This window comes from Streptomyces sp. NPDC014727, assembly GCF_043083485.1.
Classification (GTDB): Bacteria; Actinomycetota; Actinomycetes; order Streptomycetales; family Streptomycetaceae; genus Streptomyces.
Map to the genome: position 1 here is coordinate 80,110 of NZ_JBIBYR010000027.1, position 13,588 is coordinate 93,697.

Consider the following 13,588-nt stretch of genomic DNA (forward strand, 5'->3'; position numbering starts at 1 on the left):
GCGGCGTTGTCAGTGGTGGGCGGCAGGATGGGGGCCATGACGAACTCAGCTGTTGTGCTCGCCGATGCCGCCGCCTACGCCGCCGCGGTCGAAGAAGCGTCGCAGGCCGCCGCCGCGTACTACGCCACGGGCGAGAGCGCGCTCGACGACGACGCGTACGACCGGCTGGTGCGGGGGATCGCCGCATACGAGCAGGAGCACCCGCAGGAGGTTCTGGCCACCTCGCCGACCGGGAAGGTGGCGGGCGGCGCCGCGAGCGGCGACGTGCCGCACACGGTGCCGATGCTCTCGCTGGACAATGTCTTCTCCGCCGAGCAGTTCGCCACCTGGACCGCGTCCCTGGAACGCCGGATCGGCAGGCCCGTCGCCGCGTGGAGCGTGGAGCCGAAGCTCGACGGCCTGGCGGTCGCCGCCCGCTACCGGGCCGGCCGTCTGGAACGGCTGATCACCCGGGGCGACGGCACCGCGGGCGAGGACGTCTCGCACGCGATCGGCACCGTGTCCGGCCTCCCCGAGCGACTCGCCGAGCCGGTGACGATCGAGATACGCGGCGAGATCCTCATGACGAACGAGCAGTTCGAACAGGCCAACGCCGTGCGTACCGAGCACGGCGGCGCCCCCTTCGCCAACCCGAGGAACGGCGCGGCGGGCACCCTGCGCGCCAAGGACCGGGCGTACACGGTGGAGATGACGTTCTTCGCCTACGGCGCCCTGCCGCTGCCCGAGTCCGGAGAGCTGACCGACACCCTCGCCGACCTCCCGCACAGCGAGGTCCTTTCCCACGTCGCCGCGCTGGGCGTGCACACCGCGGCGGACACGGACGTGGCGCCGCGCACCGTGACCGCCGTCGAGGAGGCGCAGGCCCGGGTCGAGGAGATCGCGGCCCTGCGCGCGTCGTTGGCGTTCGGCATCGACGGCGTCGTGATCAAGGCGGATCTCGCGGCCGACCAGCGTGAGGCCGGCTCCGGGACCAGGGCGCCGCGCTGGGCCATCGCCTACAAACTCCCGGCTGTGGAGAAGGTCACCCGGCTCCTCGGCGTGGAATGGAACGTGGGCAGGACCGGCATCATCGCACCGCGCGCCGTACTGGAACCGGTCGAGATCGACGGCTCGACCGTCGGCTACGCCACGCTGCACAACCCGGCCGACATCACCCGCCGCGATCTGCGCATCGGCGACCAGGTGATGGTCTACAAGGCGGGCGACATCATCCCCCGTATCGAGGCGCCCGTCGCCCATCTGCGGACCGGTGACGAGCAGCCCATCGTCTTCCCCGAGGCGTGCCCGCAGTGCGGCTCGGAGATCGACACCAGCGAGCAGCGCTGGCGCTGTGTCCGGGGCCGCGACTGCCGCCTCGTCGCGTCCATCTCGTACGCGGCGGGCCGCGACCAGCTCGACATCGAGGGCCTCGGCGCGACGAGGGTCGTCCAGCTCGTCGACGCCGGCCTGGTGGCCGATTTCGCCGACCTCTTCACTCTCGACCGGGAGCAGCTGCTCGGCCTGGAGCGGATGGGCGAGACCAGCACCGACAACCTCCTGGCCGCCATCGAAACGGCACGGACCCAGCCGCTCTCCCGCGTCTTCTGCGCGCTGGGGGTACGCGGCACCGGGCGCTCCATGTCACGGCGGATCGCCCGGTACTTCGCGGACATGGACCGGATCAGGGCCGCTGATGCCGAGGAGCTCCAGCGGGTCGACGGCATCGGCAAGGAGAAGGCCGCGGGCGTCGTCGCGGAGCTGGTGGAGCTGGCCCCGCTGATCGAGAAGCTGGTGGCCGCCGGGGTCAACATGACGGAGCCCGGAGCGACGCCGCCGCCCGAGCCGGGCGAGGAGGGTACGGAAGCGGCCGCCGCCGCGGACGGGGCGGGGGCCGCCGGGCTGCCCCTCGACGGAATGACCGTAGTGGTCACCGGAGCCATGACCGGTGCGCTGGAGAAGCTGTCCCGGAATCAGATGAACGAACTGATCGAGCGGGCCGGTGGGAAGTCCTCGTCCAGCGTCTCCAAGCGCACCACCCTCCTCGTGGCCGGCGAGAAGGCCGGATCCAAGCGCACCAAGGCCGAGGACCTCGGTGTCCGGATCGCCGCGCCGGACGAGTTCGCCGAACTGATCTCCGGATTCCTTCCGTCGGAGGTCTGACGACAGGACCGGGACCGCGCATCGCCGAGCCCTTGGATTTACCTGGGAGTGGCTTTCTTTGCCTCCCTATTGCATAGTGAGGGCTCGGCCATGCCTCGCTATCAGCGGCTCCATGGGTGTATGAACGGCTGCGGTGGCAAGCCGGGGGAGGGACGATGCGTTCGCTGCACGACGGCCCGCGAATCGACCCGTCCATCCACCGGGAGTACCGGGGGGTCACGCGCGGCCTCGCGCTCGACCTCGGCAGCTCCCGGGCCCGTGCCTGGCTGCCCGGACACGGCGTCATCGCCGACCCCGGAGCCTGCGGCGACCCCGGCGCCGAACCCGGGCACGGGCGGCCCGTCCGGCGGGGGCGCATCGTCGACCCCGTGTCCTGCGGCCGGATGCTCGGCCGTATCACGGAGAGGGCACTGGGCGCGGACCGCACCGACACCGTGATCGTCCTCAGCCATCCCGTCCTCGCCGGATCCGAGCACCGCGCCGTCGCGAGGCAGCTGATCGCCGCACTCGGGCCGATCGGCGTCATCGCGCTGGACAGCGCGAGAGCCGCCGCCGCTTGCGCCGGACCGCGGGACGGCGGCCCGCTGCTCGTCGTCGACCTCGGCGCCGAGCTGACCGAGGTGACCCTTCTCGTCGACGGACTGGTCCGCGACGCCCGCCAGGCCGAGACGGGACTGAGCGACCTCGACCCCTGCGAGCCACCCACCGCCGTCGTGCGCACCGTCCTGGACATGGTCATGGCGATGTGGCAGCAGGACCGGCACGGCGCCGTCCTGGGAGCCCTGCGCAAGGGCCCGTTGCTCGCCGGGGGCGGCGCCGCCCGCGCCGACATAACCGACCGGATCGCGGTCCGGCTCGGCGTTCCGGTACGTCTCGCCGAGGACCCGGCGACCACGGTCGTACGCGGCGCCGGGCTGATCCTCAACTCCGTGCTCCGCCGCGCCGACGCGGCACCGGCCCTGCCCGGTCGACAGAGGTGACCCCCCTCCCGGGGACGCCCCCGGGGAACGCGCCCCCGAGGGCAAGGCCGGGCACCCCCGCGCATCGCGAACGCGTACCGGCGGCCCGGCAACTCCTCGTCGCCCTCCTGCTCGCCGTGCTCACCGTCGTCGGCGGCGCCCCCGCAGCCGCCGGAGCCGAACTCCCCGCCCGGCCGTTCGCCGGCGTGCCGCCCGCCGCCGCGTCCTCGCCCGGCGCCCATCAGCCCTCCCCGCACACCGACCGCACCGCCCGGACGGGCACCGTCCACGACACCCGCCGCACCCGCACGGCCACGGCGACCGACCGCCACCGGCCCGCGCCCACGACCGCTCCCCAGCCCAGGGCCGGCACCGACCACGCACGGACCGCACACCAACTTCCGCCGCCCGGCACCGACATCCTGCTGTCCGGTCCACCCACCATCCGCCCCCCGCACCGCACCCCCCAGCGGCCCCCCGCCGCACCCCCTCGTGCCACCGGCCGCTTCCGCGTCGCGCTTCCCGGCGTACGCGGGCCTCCAGGGACTGCCGTTCACCGGCCACCGGCCCTGCCACCGGGCCCGTCCCACAGAACCGCCGTCCCGTCCTTGCCGAGGTGAGGGCGTCCGGCGCCCCCTCGGAGGAAACCCATGACTCGCGCCACCACGGTGCGAGCGGTTCTGGCTGCGGCCGTTCTGCTCGTCTCCGCGCTCATCACGCTGACCATGTCACCCAGACTCGGCCTCGATCTTCAGGGCGGCACCAGAATGGTGCTCCAGGCCAAGGACTCCGACACCGCGAAAGCGGACCGGGAGAGCACCGACCGCACCCTTGAGGTGCTCCGCCAGCGCATCGACTCACTCGGCGTCGCCGAGCCCACCCTGACCCGTTCCGGCGAGGACCGGATCATCGTCGAACTCCCGGACGTCCAGGACCCGCGCAAGGCCGCCGAAGTCATCGGCAGAACCGCCCAGCTCAGCTTCCACGCCGTTCAGGGCCCCGGCACACAGGACAACGGCCCCGGTACACAGGACAACGGCAGGGCGGACGGCAAGACGTACGACCGGGCCGACGGCGGGCCGACGCTCGCCGACGAGCAGGGCCGCTCCCTCGACCTCGGCCCGGCCCGGCTCTCCGGCGCGGGAGTCAAGGACGCCACCGCCGTGTTCGACGCCCAACAGGGCGCCGGCTGGACCGTCTCCCTCGACTTCCACAAGAAGGCGGGCCGGGACTGGACCAAGTTGACCGGTGAGGCCGCCTGTCATCCGGTCCAGGACGAGCGGCGGCGCGTCGCCATCGTCCTCGACCAGCAGATCATCTCCTCGCCGCAGGTCTCCCCCTCGGTCGGCTGCGGCGTGGGTCTGCCCTCGGGCTCCACCCAGATCACCGGCTCCTTCAGCGCCGACGAGGCCAGGGAACTGGCCCTGCTCATCAAGGGCGGCGCCCTGCCGCTCCCGGTCGAGATCGTCGAGCAGCGGACCGTCGGCCCGACGCTCGGCGCCGCCGCCATCGACGCCAGCGCCCGTGCCGCGCTCATCGGCGCCGCGGCCACCGGGCTCTTCATCACCGTCGTCTACCGGCTCTTCGGCGCGCTCGCCGCCGTCGCGCTCGCCGCCTACGGACTGATCTCCTACGCGGCCCTGGTCGCCCTGGGCGTCACCCTCACCCTGCCCGGCCTCGCCGGATTCGTTCTGGCCATCGGGATGGCGGTCGACGCCAACGTGCTGGTCTTCGAACGGGCCAGAGAAGAACACGCGCAGCGTCCGGGCCGCACACTGCGCTCGTCGCTGACCGCGGGGTTCCGCGGTGCCTGGAGCGCCGTCGCCGACTCCAACGTGACGACACTGATCGCGGCCGGCCTGCTCTTCTTCCTCGGGTCCGGACCGGTGAAGGGCTTCGGCGTCACACTCGCCATCGGTGTGATCGCCTCGATGTTCTCCGCCCTCGTCATCGCCCGTGCGCTCACCGAGATCGCCTCGGGCTCACGCTTCGTCAACAACTACCGGGGCGTCAACGGCATCGCCAGCCCAGGTCGGGTGCGGACCTGGCTGACCCGTCGCAACCCCCAGCTGATGCGCTCCCCACGTCGCTGGCTGCTGATCTCCACGGCACTGATCGCCGTCGCGGTCCTCGGCATCGTCGTACGCGGCGTCAACCTGGGCGTCGAGTTCACCGGTGGCCGGCTGGTCGAGTACTCGACCAGCCGACCGGTAGACGTCGAACGCGCCCGCAGCGCCCTGGCCGACGCCGGTTTCGGCGACGCCGAGGTCACCACGGCCGGCGCGGGCGACCTCTCGGTACGTACCGGAAAGCTCGACGACGACGGCGAACAGGTCCTGCGCGCGGCCCTCGCGGAGGAAGGCGGCAAAACCACCAAGATCCGTGACGAACTCATCGGACCCAGCCTCGGGGACGAGCTCCGGCGCCATGCCCTGATCGCTCTCGGCATCGCCGTCCTCGTGCAGCTGGCCTATCTGGCGATCCGCTTCCGCTGGACGTTCGCCCTGGCCTCGGTCGGGGCGCTGGTCCACGACGTCATCATCCTGGTCGGCGCCTTCGCCTGGCTCGGACGCACCGTCGACGGCATCTTCCTCGCCGCACTCCTCACCGTCATCGGATATTCCGTCAACGACTCGGTGGTGGTCTTCGACCGGCTGCGGGAACTGTGGGCGAAGGCCCGCCGCACACCGGTCGGCACGATCGCCAACCAGGCCGTTCTGCAGACCGTCCCCAGAACGGTCAACACCGGGATCGGAGCCCTGTTCATCCTGACCGCTCTCGCCGTGCTGGGCGGCGACTCCCTTGCGGACTTCGCGCTCGCCCTGCTCATCGGCATCTGCGTCGGGACGTACTCCTCGGTGCTGACCGCCGTACCGGCCGCGCTCGTCCTGGAGCGGAGCAGCAAGGCCCCGCCGCCCGCCCGGAAGAGGGCCCCGAGCCGCCGTTCCGGTTCGCGAACGGCGCGGCGGGATCCGCTCGACAACGGAGCACGCGTCTAGGCCGTGGGCCTTGCGTTCGGATCGGGCCGGACCGGCGTGCCGGGCCCGGCACCGGGGCACGTGAGCCCGGCCCGATCCACGTGATCCGAACGAGAGGGCCTGATGTCCGCCCGACGCGCCGGACGACGGGCGTTCTCGGCCACAGCCATGTAGACCGGCGCGCTCGTCGGCGCCGCGGCCGTGCTGCACGGGCACCCGAGTCCTCCCCTGCTGCCCGCCGTGGCGGTGCCGGCCGCCGCGAGCACCGCCGCTGCCGTCCTGGCGCGTTCGGACGCGCCCTGTGCCCGCTCCGTCGTCAGGAAGTGAGGGACCGCAGATGGTCGGCGGTGGCCCGGTCGGCGGGCAGGAAGGTCTCGATGGCCAGTTCCGCCACCGTCACGTCCATCGGTGTGTTGAACGTCGCGATGGAGGAGACGAACGAGAGCACCTGCCCGCCGTGCTCGATGTGCAGGGGCAACGCGAAGGGCAGAGGTGACGCGGGGCCGACCACCTTGGCGTCCCCGGAGCCGCCGCCGTCCCCGTTTTCGTCCGTGCTTGCGCCGATGGCCCCGCTGTTTCCGCTGTTTCCGCTGCTCCCCGGGGTCCCGGTGGTTGCGGCGTCCCCGCAGCTCTCGGCCGTGCCGGTGCCGTCCGGTGCGGGATAGCCCGCGACCTCCTCGTACAGCTCACGCAGCTCCGCCGACCGGGCCAGGGCGATCTGGCGTTCCATCTGTGCCAGCAGATCGGCCCGCCACTCCCGAAGGTTACGGATGCGTGGGGCCAGGCCCTGCGGATGGAGCGTGAGCCGCATGGCGTTCAGCGGTGGGACCAGCAGATGCCCGGCCACGCCCTCCAGCAGCATCGTGATACCCCGATTGGCCGCCACCACGTTGTACATGCCGTCGACGACGAGCGCCGGATACGGGTCGTACCCCTGGAGCAGCCGCTGCATCCCCTCGCGCAGCGCGCCCAGCGCCGGGTCGTCGAGCGCGGTCTGTGCGTATCGGGGCGCGTAACCGGCCACCACGAGCAGGGCGTTGCGTTCCCTCACCGGGATGTCGAGGTGTTCGGCGAGCCGCAGGATCATGTCCTCGCTGGGGCGGGAGCGGCCCGTCTCGATGAAGGAAATGTGCCGGGCCGAGGAATCGGCGCGGAGGGCCAGTTCGAGCTGGCTGATCCGACGCTGCTCCCGCCAGCTGCGCAGCAGCGGCCCTACCCCCGTGTCAAGCGCGACAGTTGTCATACCAAGACCGTAACGTCACCGGCACCGTCGACCGGCACCGAATGCTCGTGAGGGAGTCTCAGCATGCCTGCCACACCATTGTCGCAGAAAGAGATCGAGGACCGTCTGGGTGACCTGCCCGGTTGGTCGCTGGAGGGTGACAGCATCACCTGTACCTACCGGCTCCACACGCATTTCGCCGCCGTCGGGCTGACCGTGCACGTGGCCCAGATCCAGGACGAACTGAATCACCACTCCGATCTGACTCTCGGTTACAACACCGTCACCCTCTCCGTGAACACCCATGACGCGGGTGGCGTGGTCACCGAGAACGATCTCAACCTGGCCGCGCGGGTGGTGGCGATCGCCCCCGGACACGGCGTGAGATAGCCGGGCAAGCACGCCGTCGAGAACCGAGGTACCGGGCCCGGCGTCCGCCGGGGCCGGGTGCCTTCGCGGGGCCCGGCGGAGCTGTGCACGATGACATGGCACATTGCAATATCCGATCTGTTGGCGTGCGGTGGCATGTCACATCGCGATGCCACGTGGTGTCATGTCGCATCGCCACCCGACCCATCGGCACGTCGGTATGCGGTGACCCGTCACGCGCGGCTCCGATCCGCCGACACGCGATGCCATGTCGTATCGCGGACATCTCACATCACGGCGCCGAAGCGCGGATGCCCGGCGAGCCACCGCGCACAGCTCTCGCTGCGCTCGGCCGCCTGCGCGTACGCCGCCCGGGTGTGGCCGCTCACCGCTCCGGACGCGGCTGCGGCCGCAGCCGACCGGGCCACCGCGGCCTTGGTAAGGCTCCCGGTGTCGGCGATGGCACGTACGGTTCGCAGATGGCGCAACTCCAGCTCCATAAACGCAAGTTATGGGCCCAGCGGCCGACCGGCAACATGCCGGTGTCCATTCGGCAGAAGTCTGTCTAGAGTCGGCCAAGTGCTGAACTACAACACTGAGGCGGCAGCCTACGACGCCACCCGCGGTGGCGTGCCCAGAGCGGAGGCGGCCGCCGCGGCGGTGCTCGGCCTGGTCCCCTCCACCGCCCGCACCCTGCTGGACATCGGCTGCGGTACGGGTCTGGTCACCGAGCGCATGGCCCTCGCCCGTCCCGGCCTCGGCGTATTCGGTACCGACCCCTCGTACGGCATGGCACGGATGGCCCGGCAGCGGATCGGTGCGGTGGCGCTCGCCGACGCGCGCCGGCTGCCGCTGCCGGACGCTGCGGTGGATGCGGTCGGCGCGATCTGGCTGCTGCATCTGCTGCGCGGCGAAGGGGATGTGCGGGCGGTGGTGTCCGAAGCGGCGCGGGTGCTGCGGCCCGGTGGAGTGTTCGTCACCACCGTCGACAAGGACGCGGCCCACGACGTGGGCAGCGACATCGACGAGGCCTTCGCACCCTATCTCGACGCCGGTCCGTCCGATTCCACGGACCTGGTCGTCGGGTACGGATCGGAGGCCGGCCTCGACGTGGTGGGGGAAGCCCGCTTCCGGGGGCACGGCCAGGGCCGGACCCCGTCGAGCGCGGCGCAGGCGGTGCGTGAGGGCTATTACGCCTCGCGCCTGCACCTGCCGGGAGCGGCGGCCGAGAGGCTCGCGGCCGTACTGACGGCGCTGGCCGAGCCCGACCGGCCGCGCCCCGATCCGTGCTACCGGCTGCTCGCGCTGCGACGCGGAGACTGAGTCCGGCGCCTCCACGAGTGCGTTCCGATGCTCCCGGCCGTCCCACAGGCAGACGGTGCTACTCCTTGAGCGTGCCACGGGCCTCCCACGCACCCGCCCGCGCCGCCGCACGGGCGAACGCCCCGAAGTCCTGCGGATCGCGCCGCAGCACTCGCTTCACGCCCTCGGTCACCGTCGCGTTGTGCCCGTCGAGCAGCGTGGTGAACAGGTCGGCCAGAAAGCCGGCTTCGGGCCCCGGCACACCGTAGTTCTCCAGCATGTGCGCGTACTCCGGTCCGGTCACCGGCAGATACCGCACCGTGCGCCCCGTGGCCCGCGCGACCTCCGACGCGACCTCTTCGAACGTCAGCAGCCGCGGCCCGGTCAGCTCATGCACCACGCCCGCATGGCCGTCCTCGGTGAGCGCGGCCACCACCACGTCGGCGAGATCGTCGACGTCCACGAACGGCTCGGCGGTCCCGCCCGCCGGGAACACCACCTCGCCGCCGAGCACCCCGTCCAGCATCGCGCCTTCGCTGAAGTTCTGCGCGAAGAACGCCGACCGGACGACGGTGAGTTCCACCCCGGCCGCCGATGCGCGCAGGGTCTCCTCCGCCACCACCGCCTGTGGCTCGCCCCGTCCGGACAGCAGTACCAGCCGCCGCACCCCGCTCTCCACCGCGATCCGCCCGAAGGCCGCCATCGCCTCCGGCGCACCGGGCGCCGCCAGATCCGGGTAGTACGTCACATATGACGCGTCCACACCCCGCAGCGCTTCCGCCCAACTGGACTCGTCCGCCCAGTCGAAGCGGACCTCACCACCGCGCGAACCGGACCGCACCGGGACCCCGCGAGCGGCCAGCCGTTCCACGACCCGGCGGCCGGTCTTTCCCGTACCGCTCGTCACCAGCACCGATTCCCGCTGCACGTTCTCCGTGTTCTGTGTCATGGCTCAAGGCTCACTCGGCGGCGCCGTCCACGACATCCCCGTACCGCTCAGCTCCATACGCGTGCGTCTACGCTGCTGGGCATGGACGCACTCGCCGGACTCCTGGACGGTCCGAGGGCCAAGGGCGCCTTCCTGCTGCGGATGGTGATGGAGCCTCCGTGGTCCGTACGGATCGCGGACCGGGCCCCGCTCTGTCTCATGTCGGTGACCGACGGGGAGGCCTGGATCGTTCCGGCCACGGGCGGGGACGCCGTGCTGCTGCGGCCCGGTGACATCGCCATAGCGCGCGGCCCGGATCCGTACACCGTGGCCGACACCCCCGACACCGCGCCGCACGCCGTGATCGGACCCGGCGGCACCTGCACCACTCTGCGCGGGGAGCCGCTCTCCGAATCCATGCAGCTGGGGGTGCGCACCTGGGGCAACGCCCCCGGTGGCGCGGCGGCCATGCTCATCGGCACCTATCTGCTGGACGGCGAGATCAGCCGGCGGCTGCTCGACGCCCTGCCCCCGCTGCTCCACCTGCCCTCGGACGGGCGGGGCAGCCCTCTGCTGACGCTGCTGGACGAGGAGATCTCCAAGGACGAGCCCGGCCAGAGCGTGGTCCTGGACCGTCTTCTCGATCTGCTGCTGATCGCCGCGCTGCGCACCTGGTTCGCCAGACCCGGCGCCGAAGCCCCCGCCTGGTACCGGGCCATGGGTGATCCGGTCGTCGGGCAGGCTCTGCGGTTGCTGCAACGGGACCCCGCCCACCCCTGGACGGTCGCCGGTCTCGCCGCCCGGACCGGGGTCTCGCGGGCCGGGCTGGCCCGGCGTTTCACGGAGCTGGTCGGGGAGCCCCCGATGGCATACCTGACCGGCTGGCGCCTCGCTGTCGCCGCCGACCTGCTGCGGGAGACGGACGCCACGGTCGAGTCGGTGGCGCGGCGGGTCGGGTACAGCCAGTCGTTCGCGTTCAGCACCGCGTTCAAGCGCGTCCGGGGCGTCAGTCCACAGGAGTACCGGAGCGGCGGCTTGCCGAATCGGCAACAAAGCTTGCCGGACGGGTGATGTGCGGTGAGGCTGTCCGCATGAGCCAGCACACCGATCACGGTCATCACCACGACAACACCGCATTCGACTGGGACGTCATGGGCCCGACGCTGGAGCAGAACGCCGAGCTCAGCAGCCGGCAGTACGCGGAGGCGGCCCGTTGGATCGCCGGCCTGCCCACGGCGCCGAAGGTCCGCAGGGTGCTCGACATCGGCAGTGGCCCCGGCGTGATCTCCTGCCTGCTCGCCCAGGTGTTCCCCGAGGCGGAGGTGGTTGCTGTCGACGGCACCCCGGCCCTGCTGGAACGCACCCGGGCCCGCGCGCAGCGGCTCGGCCTCGACGACCGGGTCCGCACTCGGCAGGCCGATCTCCCCGACGACCTCGCCGGACTGGGGGAGGCGGACCTGATCTGGGCGGGCAACGCCCTGCACCACATGGGTGACCAGCGTGCCGTTCTCGCGGGGTTCGCCGGGCTGCTGCGCCCCGGTGGGACCATCGCCCTGGTCGAGGGCGGTCTGCCGCCGCGCCAGCTCCCGCGTGACATCGGCATGGGGCGGCCCGGTCTGGAGGCCAGGCTCGACGCGATCACCGCGGAGTGGTTCGAGGACATGCGGGCGGCTCTGCCCGGCTCCAAGCGGGAGACCGAGGACTGGAGCGCCCTGTTCACCGCGGTGGGGCTGGACCCGCAGGGCACCCGGAGCTTCCTGCTCGACCTTCCGGCACCGCTCTCAGGACCGGCGCTCGACCACGTCGTCGCCGAGTTCAGCCGTCGGCGAGAGACGTACGGGGAGGCCCTCTCCACCGAGGACATCGCGGTACTGGACCGCCTGCTCGACCCCGAGGACCCGGCCGGGCTGCGTCACCGCCCCGACGTCTTCCTGCTCATGGCCCGCACGGTGCACCTGGGCCGGAAGGGCTGACCGATCCCGACCTGCTAGGTTCCCGGGAAACGACGGACCGGACAGGCCGGTCCGCGGGGCGGGTGCGGGAGGCCGACGCGTGGGTGAGTCCCTGAACCGGTCGACCCGCCGCCACGAACGCGGCCCGACCGTGCTCGCGGGCCACCGCGCGCTCGACCGCGAGTTGTCCGGTCCCGTCGCCGCGGCACACTGCGGCGAGGGGGAGTTCGCCGCGTACGGCGGCAGCGAGTTCGGGTGTTCGGCCGCCGCGCCCACCGACGCCCCGCGCGCCGTCGAGGCTCCGGTGCGACACCTCGACGCCGGCGCAACGCACATCGTTCCCGAGACGGACGCAGGCGCTGCGCGCATGTCCCTCGGCGAGCGTGAACAGAGCCTCGCCGCACAGGAGTTCTTCACCACCACGACCGCGACGCACACGCGGAGCCCCTGGACGGTGACCCGGTGAACGCCGCCGCCCCCGGGCCCCTGTCGGGTGTGGTGATAGCCGATTTCGGGCGGGTGCTCGCGGCCCCGTACGCCACCATGCTCCTCGCGGACCTGGGCGCTGACGTCATCAAGGTGGAACGTCCGGGCTCCGGCGACGACACCCGGGCCTGGGGCCCGCCGCGTGCCCATGACGAGTCCACCTACTTCCTCTCCGTGAACCGCAACAAACGGTCCCTCGCCGTCGATCTGGGCACGGAGAAAGGACGCCGCGACGCCCGCGAACTGGTGCGCCGCGCCGATGTGCTCTTCGAGAACTTCCGTCCCGGCACGATGGGCAGGTACGGGCTCTCCTACGAGGAGGCCGACGCGCTCAACCCTGGCATCGTCTACTGCTCGGTGACCGGATTCGGAGCCGGTGAAGGCGCCGCGCTGCCCGGCTACGACCTGCTGTTGCAGGCGGTCGGCGGACTGATGAGCGTGACCGGGCCCGCGCCGGGGCAGCCCGTCAAGACGGGCGTGGCACTCGTCGACGTGCTCACGGGCCTGCACGCGGCCGTGGGGGTCCTGGCGGCGCTGCGCCATCGCGACGCGACCGGCGAGGGTCAGCACGTCGAGGTCAACCTGCTGTCCACGCTGCTGTCGAGCATGGTCAATCAGGCGGGTGGATACACCCTGGCCGGTCAGGTACCGGGCATCCTGGGCAACCGGCACCCGTCCATCGCCCCGTACGAGGTCTACCGGGCGGCGGACCGGCCGCTGGTCGTGGCCGTCGGCAACGACCGGCAGTTCCTCGCCCTGTGCCGGGGCCTGGGTGCCGAGGAACTCGCAGGCGACGCCCGATTCGCCTCGAACCAGGACCGTGTCGCACACGTCGACGCGCTGGCCGAGGAGCTCTCCGCGCGGCTCGTCCTGCGCACCGCCGCCGAGTGGTTCGACCTGCTCACCCCGCTCGGGGTGCCCTGCGGTCCGGTCAACGACCTTGGGGGCGCCTTCGACCTGGCCGAACGCCTGGGCCTGTCCCCGCGTGTCACACCGGCCGACTCGGACCCCGACGATCCCCTGTGCCTGGTGGCCAACCCCATCGGGCTGTCCCGTACCCCGCCGCGCTACGAGCGGCGTCCGCCGAGGCTGGGCGAGCACACCGACGACCTCAGGCGCTGGCTGGAGAGCTGAACCGTCGGCCGGCGCCGTTTCCGTACCGTTCCTAATCAGTGAGCAGGAGTGAGTCTTGGATCCACTGCCCGGCACTGCGCGTATCCCGAACGGTTTTGGATGCGCTGGTCTCCCGCGTT

General features: G+C 72.0%; 13 protein-coding genes. 10 read left to right on the top strand and 3 right to left on the bottom strand.

Annotated elements, in window-relative coordinates; translation table 11 throughout:
- Positions 1 to 27 precede the first annotated feature (27 nt).
- The 4 genes from ligA to secD all read left to right on the top strand — a co-directional run bounded on the left by ligA (position 28) and on the right by secD (position 6,097).
- On the top strand, positions 28 to 2,139 hold the full coding sequence (gene ligA / locus ACF1B9_RS30770; protein ID WP_391745975.1) for an NAD-dependent DNA ligase LigA: 2,112 nt from the start codon (positions 28 to 30) through the stop codon (positions 2,137 to 2,139).
- A 155-nt stretch (positions 2,140 to 2,294) separates the two neighbouring features.
- Positions 2,295 to 3,119 (top strand): rod shape-determining protein MreC, encoded by an 825-nt coding sequence (locus tag ACF1B9_RS30775; RefSeq protein ID WP_391745973.1) that lies wholly within the window; start codon positions 2,295 to 2,297, stop codon positions 3,117 to 3,119.
- A complete protein-coding gene (locus ACF1B9_RS30780; protein WP_391745971.1) occupies positions 3,116 to 3,718 on the top strand; it encodes a hypothetical protein in 603 nt (200 codons plus the stop codon). The genes ACF1B9_RS30775 and ACF1B9_RS30780 overlap by 4 nt, the downstream gene beginning before the upstream one ends.
- A gap of 30 nt (positions 3,719 to 3,748) precedes the next feature.
- Positions 3,749 to 6,097, top strand: a complete 2,349-nt coding sequence (secD, locus tag ACF1B9_RS30785) for a protein translocase subunit SecD (protein WP_391745969.1) — start codon at positions 3,749 to 3,751, stop codon at positions 6,095 to 6,097.
- A gap of 295 nt (positions 6,098 to 6,392) precedes the next feature.
- Here the strand turns inward: secD and ACF1B9_RS30790 are convergent, their stop codons facing one another.
- Positions 6,393 to 7,319 carry a helix-turn-helix domain-containing protein gene (locus ACF1B9_RS30790; RefSeq protein ID WP_391745967.1) on the bottom strand — a complete coding sequence of 309 codons (927 nt, stop codon included), beginning with the start codon at positions 7,317 to 7,319 and terminating at the stop codon, positions 6,393 to 6,395.
- 63 nt (positions 7,320 to 7,382) lie between these two features.
- Between ACF1B9_RS30790 and ACF1B9_RS30795 the strand changes: the two genes are divergently transcribed.
- Positions 7,383 to 7,688, top strand: coding sequence for a 4a-hydroxytetrahydrobiopterin dehydratase (locus ACF1B9_RS30795; protein WP_391745965.1), 306 nt, complete (start codon positions 7,383 to 7,385; stop codon positions 7,686 to 7,688).
- Positions 7,689 to 7,954: 266 nt separating this feature from the next.
- Here the strand turns inward: ACF1B9_RS30795 and ACF1B9_RS30800 are convergent, their stop codons facing one another.
- Positions 7,955 to 8,167, bottom strand: coding sequence for a hypothetical protein (locus tag ACF1B9_RS30800; RefSeq protein ID WP_391746099.1), 213 nt, complete (start codon positions 8,165 to 8,167; stop codon positions 7,955 to 7,957).
- A gap of 79 nt (positions 8,168 to 8,246) precedes the next feature.
- Between ACF1B9_RS30800 and ACF1B9_RS30805 the strand changes: the two genes are divergently transcribed.
- Entirely contained in the window at positions 8,247 to 8,990 is a 744-nt protein-coding gene (locus tag ACF1B9_RS30805; protein ID WP_391745963.1) for a class I SAM-dependent methyltransferase, read from the top strand.
- 58 nt (positions 8,991 to 9,048) lie between these two features.
- On the opposite strand, the gene ACF1B9_RS30810 is transcribed toward ACF1B9_RS30805, so the two are convergent.
- Positions 9,049 to 9,918 carry an NmrA family NAD(P)-binding protein gene (locus ACF1B9_RS30810; protein ID WP_391745961.1) on the bottom strand — a complete coding sequence of 290 codons (870 nt, stop codon included), beginning with the start codon at positions 9,916 to 9,918 and terminating at the stop codon, positions 9,049 to 9,051.
- An 81-nt stretch (positions 9,919 to 9,999) separates the two neighbouring features.
- Between ACF1B9_RS30810 and ACF1B9_RS30815 the strand changes: the two genes are divergently transcribed.
- The 4 genes from ACF1B9_RS30815 (at position 10,000) to ACF1B9_RS30830 (ending at position 13,469) form a co-directional block, all read left to right on the top strand.
- Positions 10,000 to 10,968 carry an AraC family transcriptional regulator gene (locus ACF1B9_RS30815; protein WP_391745959.1) on the top strand — a complete coding sequence of 323 codons (969 nt, stop codon included), beginning with the start codon at positions 10,000 to 10,002 and terminating at the stop codon, positions 10,966 to 10,968.
- 20 nt (positions 10,969 to 10,988) lie between these two features.
- Positions 10,989 to 11,870 carry a class I SAM-dependent methyltransferase gene (locus tag ACF1B9_RS30820; RefSeq protein WP_391745957.1) on the top strand — a complete coding sequence of 294 codons (882 nt, stop codon included), beginning with the start codon at positions 10,989 to 10,991 and terminating at the stop codon, positions 11,868 to 11,870.
- Positions 11,871 to 11,949: 79 nt separating this feature from the next.
- Complete coding sequence (locus ACF1B9_RS30825; protein WP_391745955.1) at positions 11,950 to 12,315, top strand: hypothetical protein; 366 nt, start codon at positions 11,950 to 11,952, stop codon at positions 12,313 to 12,315.
- Positions 12,312 to 13,469 carry a CaiB/BaiF CoA transferase family protein gene (locus ACF1B9_RS30830; protein ID WP_391745953.1) on the top strand — a complete coding sequence of 386 codons (1,158 nt, stop codon included), beginning with the start codon at positions 12,312 to 12,314 and terminating at the stop codon, positions 13,467 to 13,469. The genes ACF1B9_RS30825 and ACF1B9_RS30830 overlap by 4 nt, the downstream gene beginning before the upstream one ends.
- Positions 13,470 to 13,588: the final 119 nt, after the last annotated feature.

Bases quoted from the DNA above. Each gene is read 5' to 3' on its own strand.
- ligA (WP_391745975.1), top strand. From the start codon at position 28: ATGGGGGCCATGACGAACTCAGCTGTTGTGCTCGCCGATGCCGCCGCC.
- ACF1B9_RS30775 (WP_391745973.1), top strand. From the start codon at position 2,295: ATGCGTTCGCTGCACGACGGCCCGCGAATCGACCCGTCCATCCACCGG.
- secD (WP_391745969.1), top strand. From the start codon at position 3,749: ATGACTCGCGCCACCACGGTGCGAGCGGTTCTGGCTGCGGCCGTTCTG.
- ACF1B9_RS30790 (WP_391745967.1), bottom strand. From the start codon at position 7,319: ATGACAACTGTCGCGCTTGACACGGGGGTAGGGCCGCTGCTGCGCAGC.
- ACF1B9_RS30795 (WP_391745965.1), top strand. From the start codon at position 7,383: ATGCCTGCCACACCATTGTCGCAGAAAGAGATCGAGGACCGTCTGGGT.
- ACF1B9_RS30800 (WP_391746099.1), bottom strand. From the start codon at position 8,167: ATGGAGCTGGAGTTGCGCCATCTGCGAACCGTACGTGCCATCGCCGAC.
- ACF1B9_RS30810 (WP_391745961.1), bottom strand. From the start codon at position 9,918: ATGACACAGAACACGGAGAACGTGCAGCGGGAATCGGTGCTGGTGACG.
- ACF1B9_RS30815 (WP_391745959.1), top strand. From the start codon at position 10,000: ATGGACGCACTCGCCGGACTCCTGGACGGTCCGAGGGCCAAGGGCGCC.
- ACF1B9_RS30820 (WP_391745957.1), top strand. From the start codon at position 10,989: ATGAGCCAGCACACCGATCACGGTCATCACCACGACAACACCGCATTC.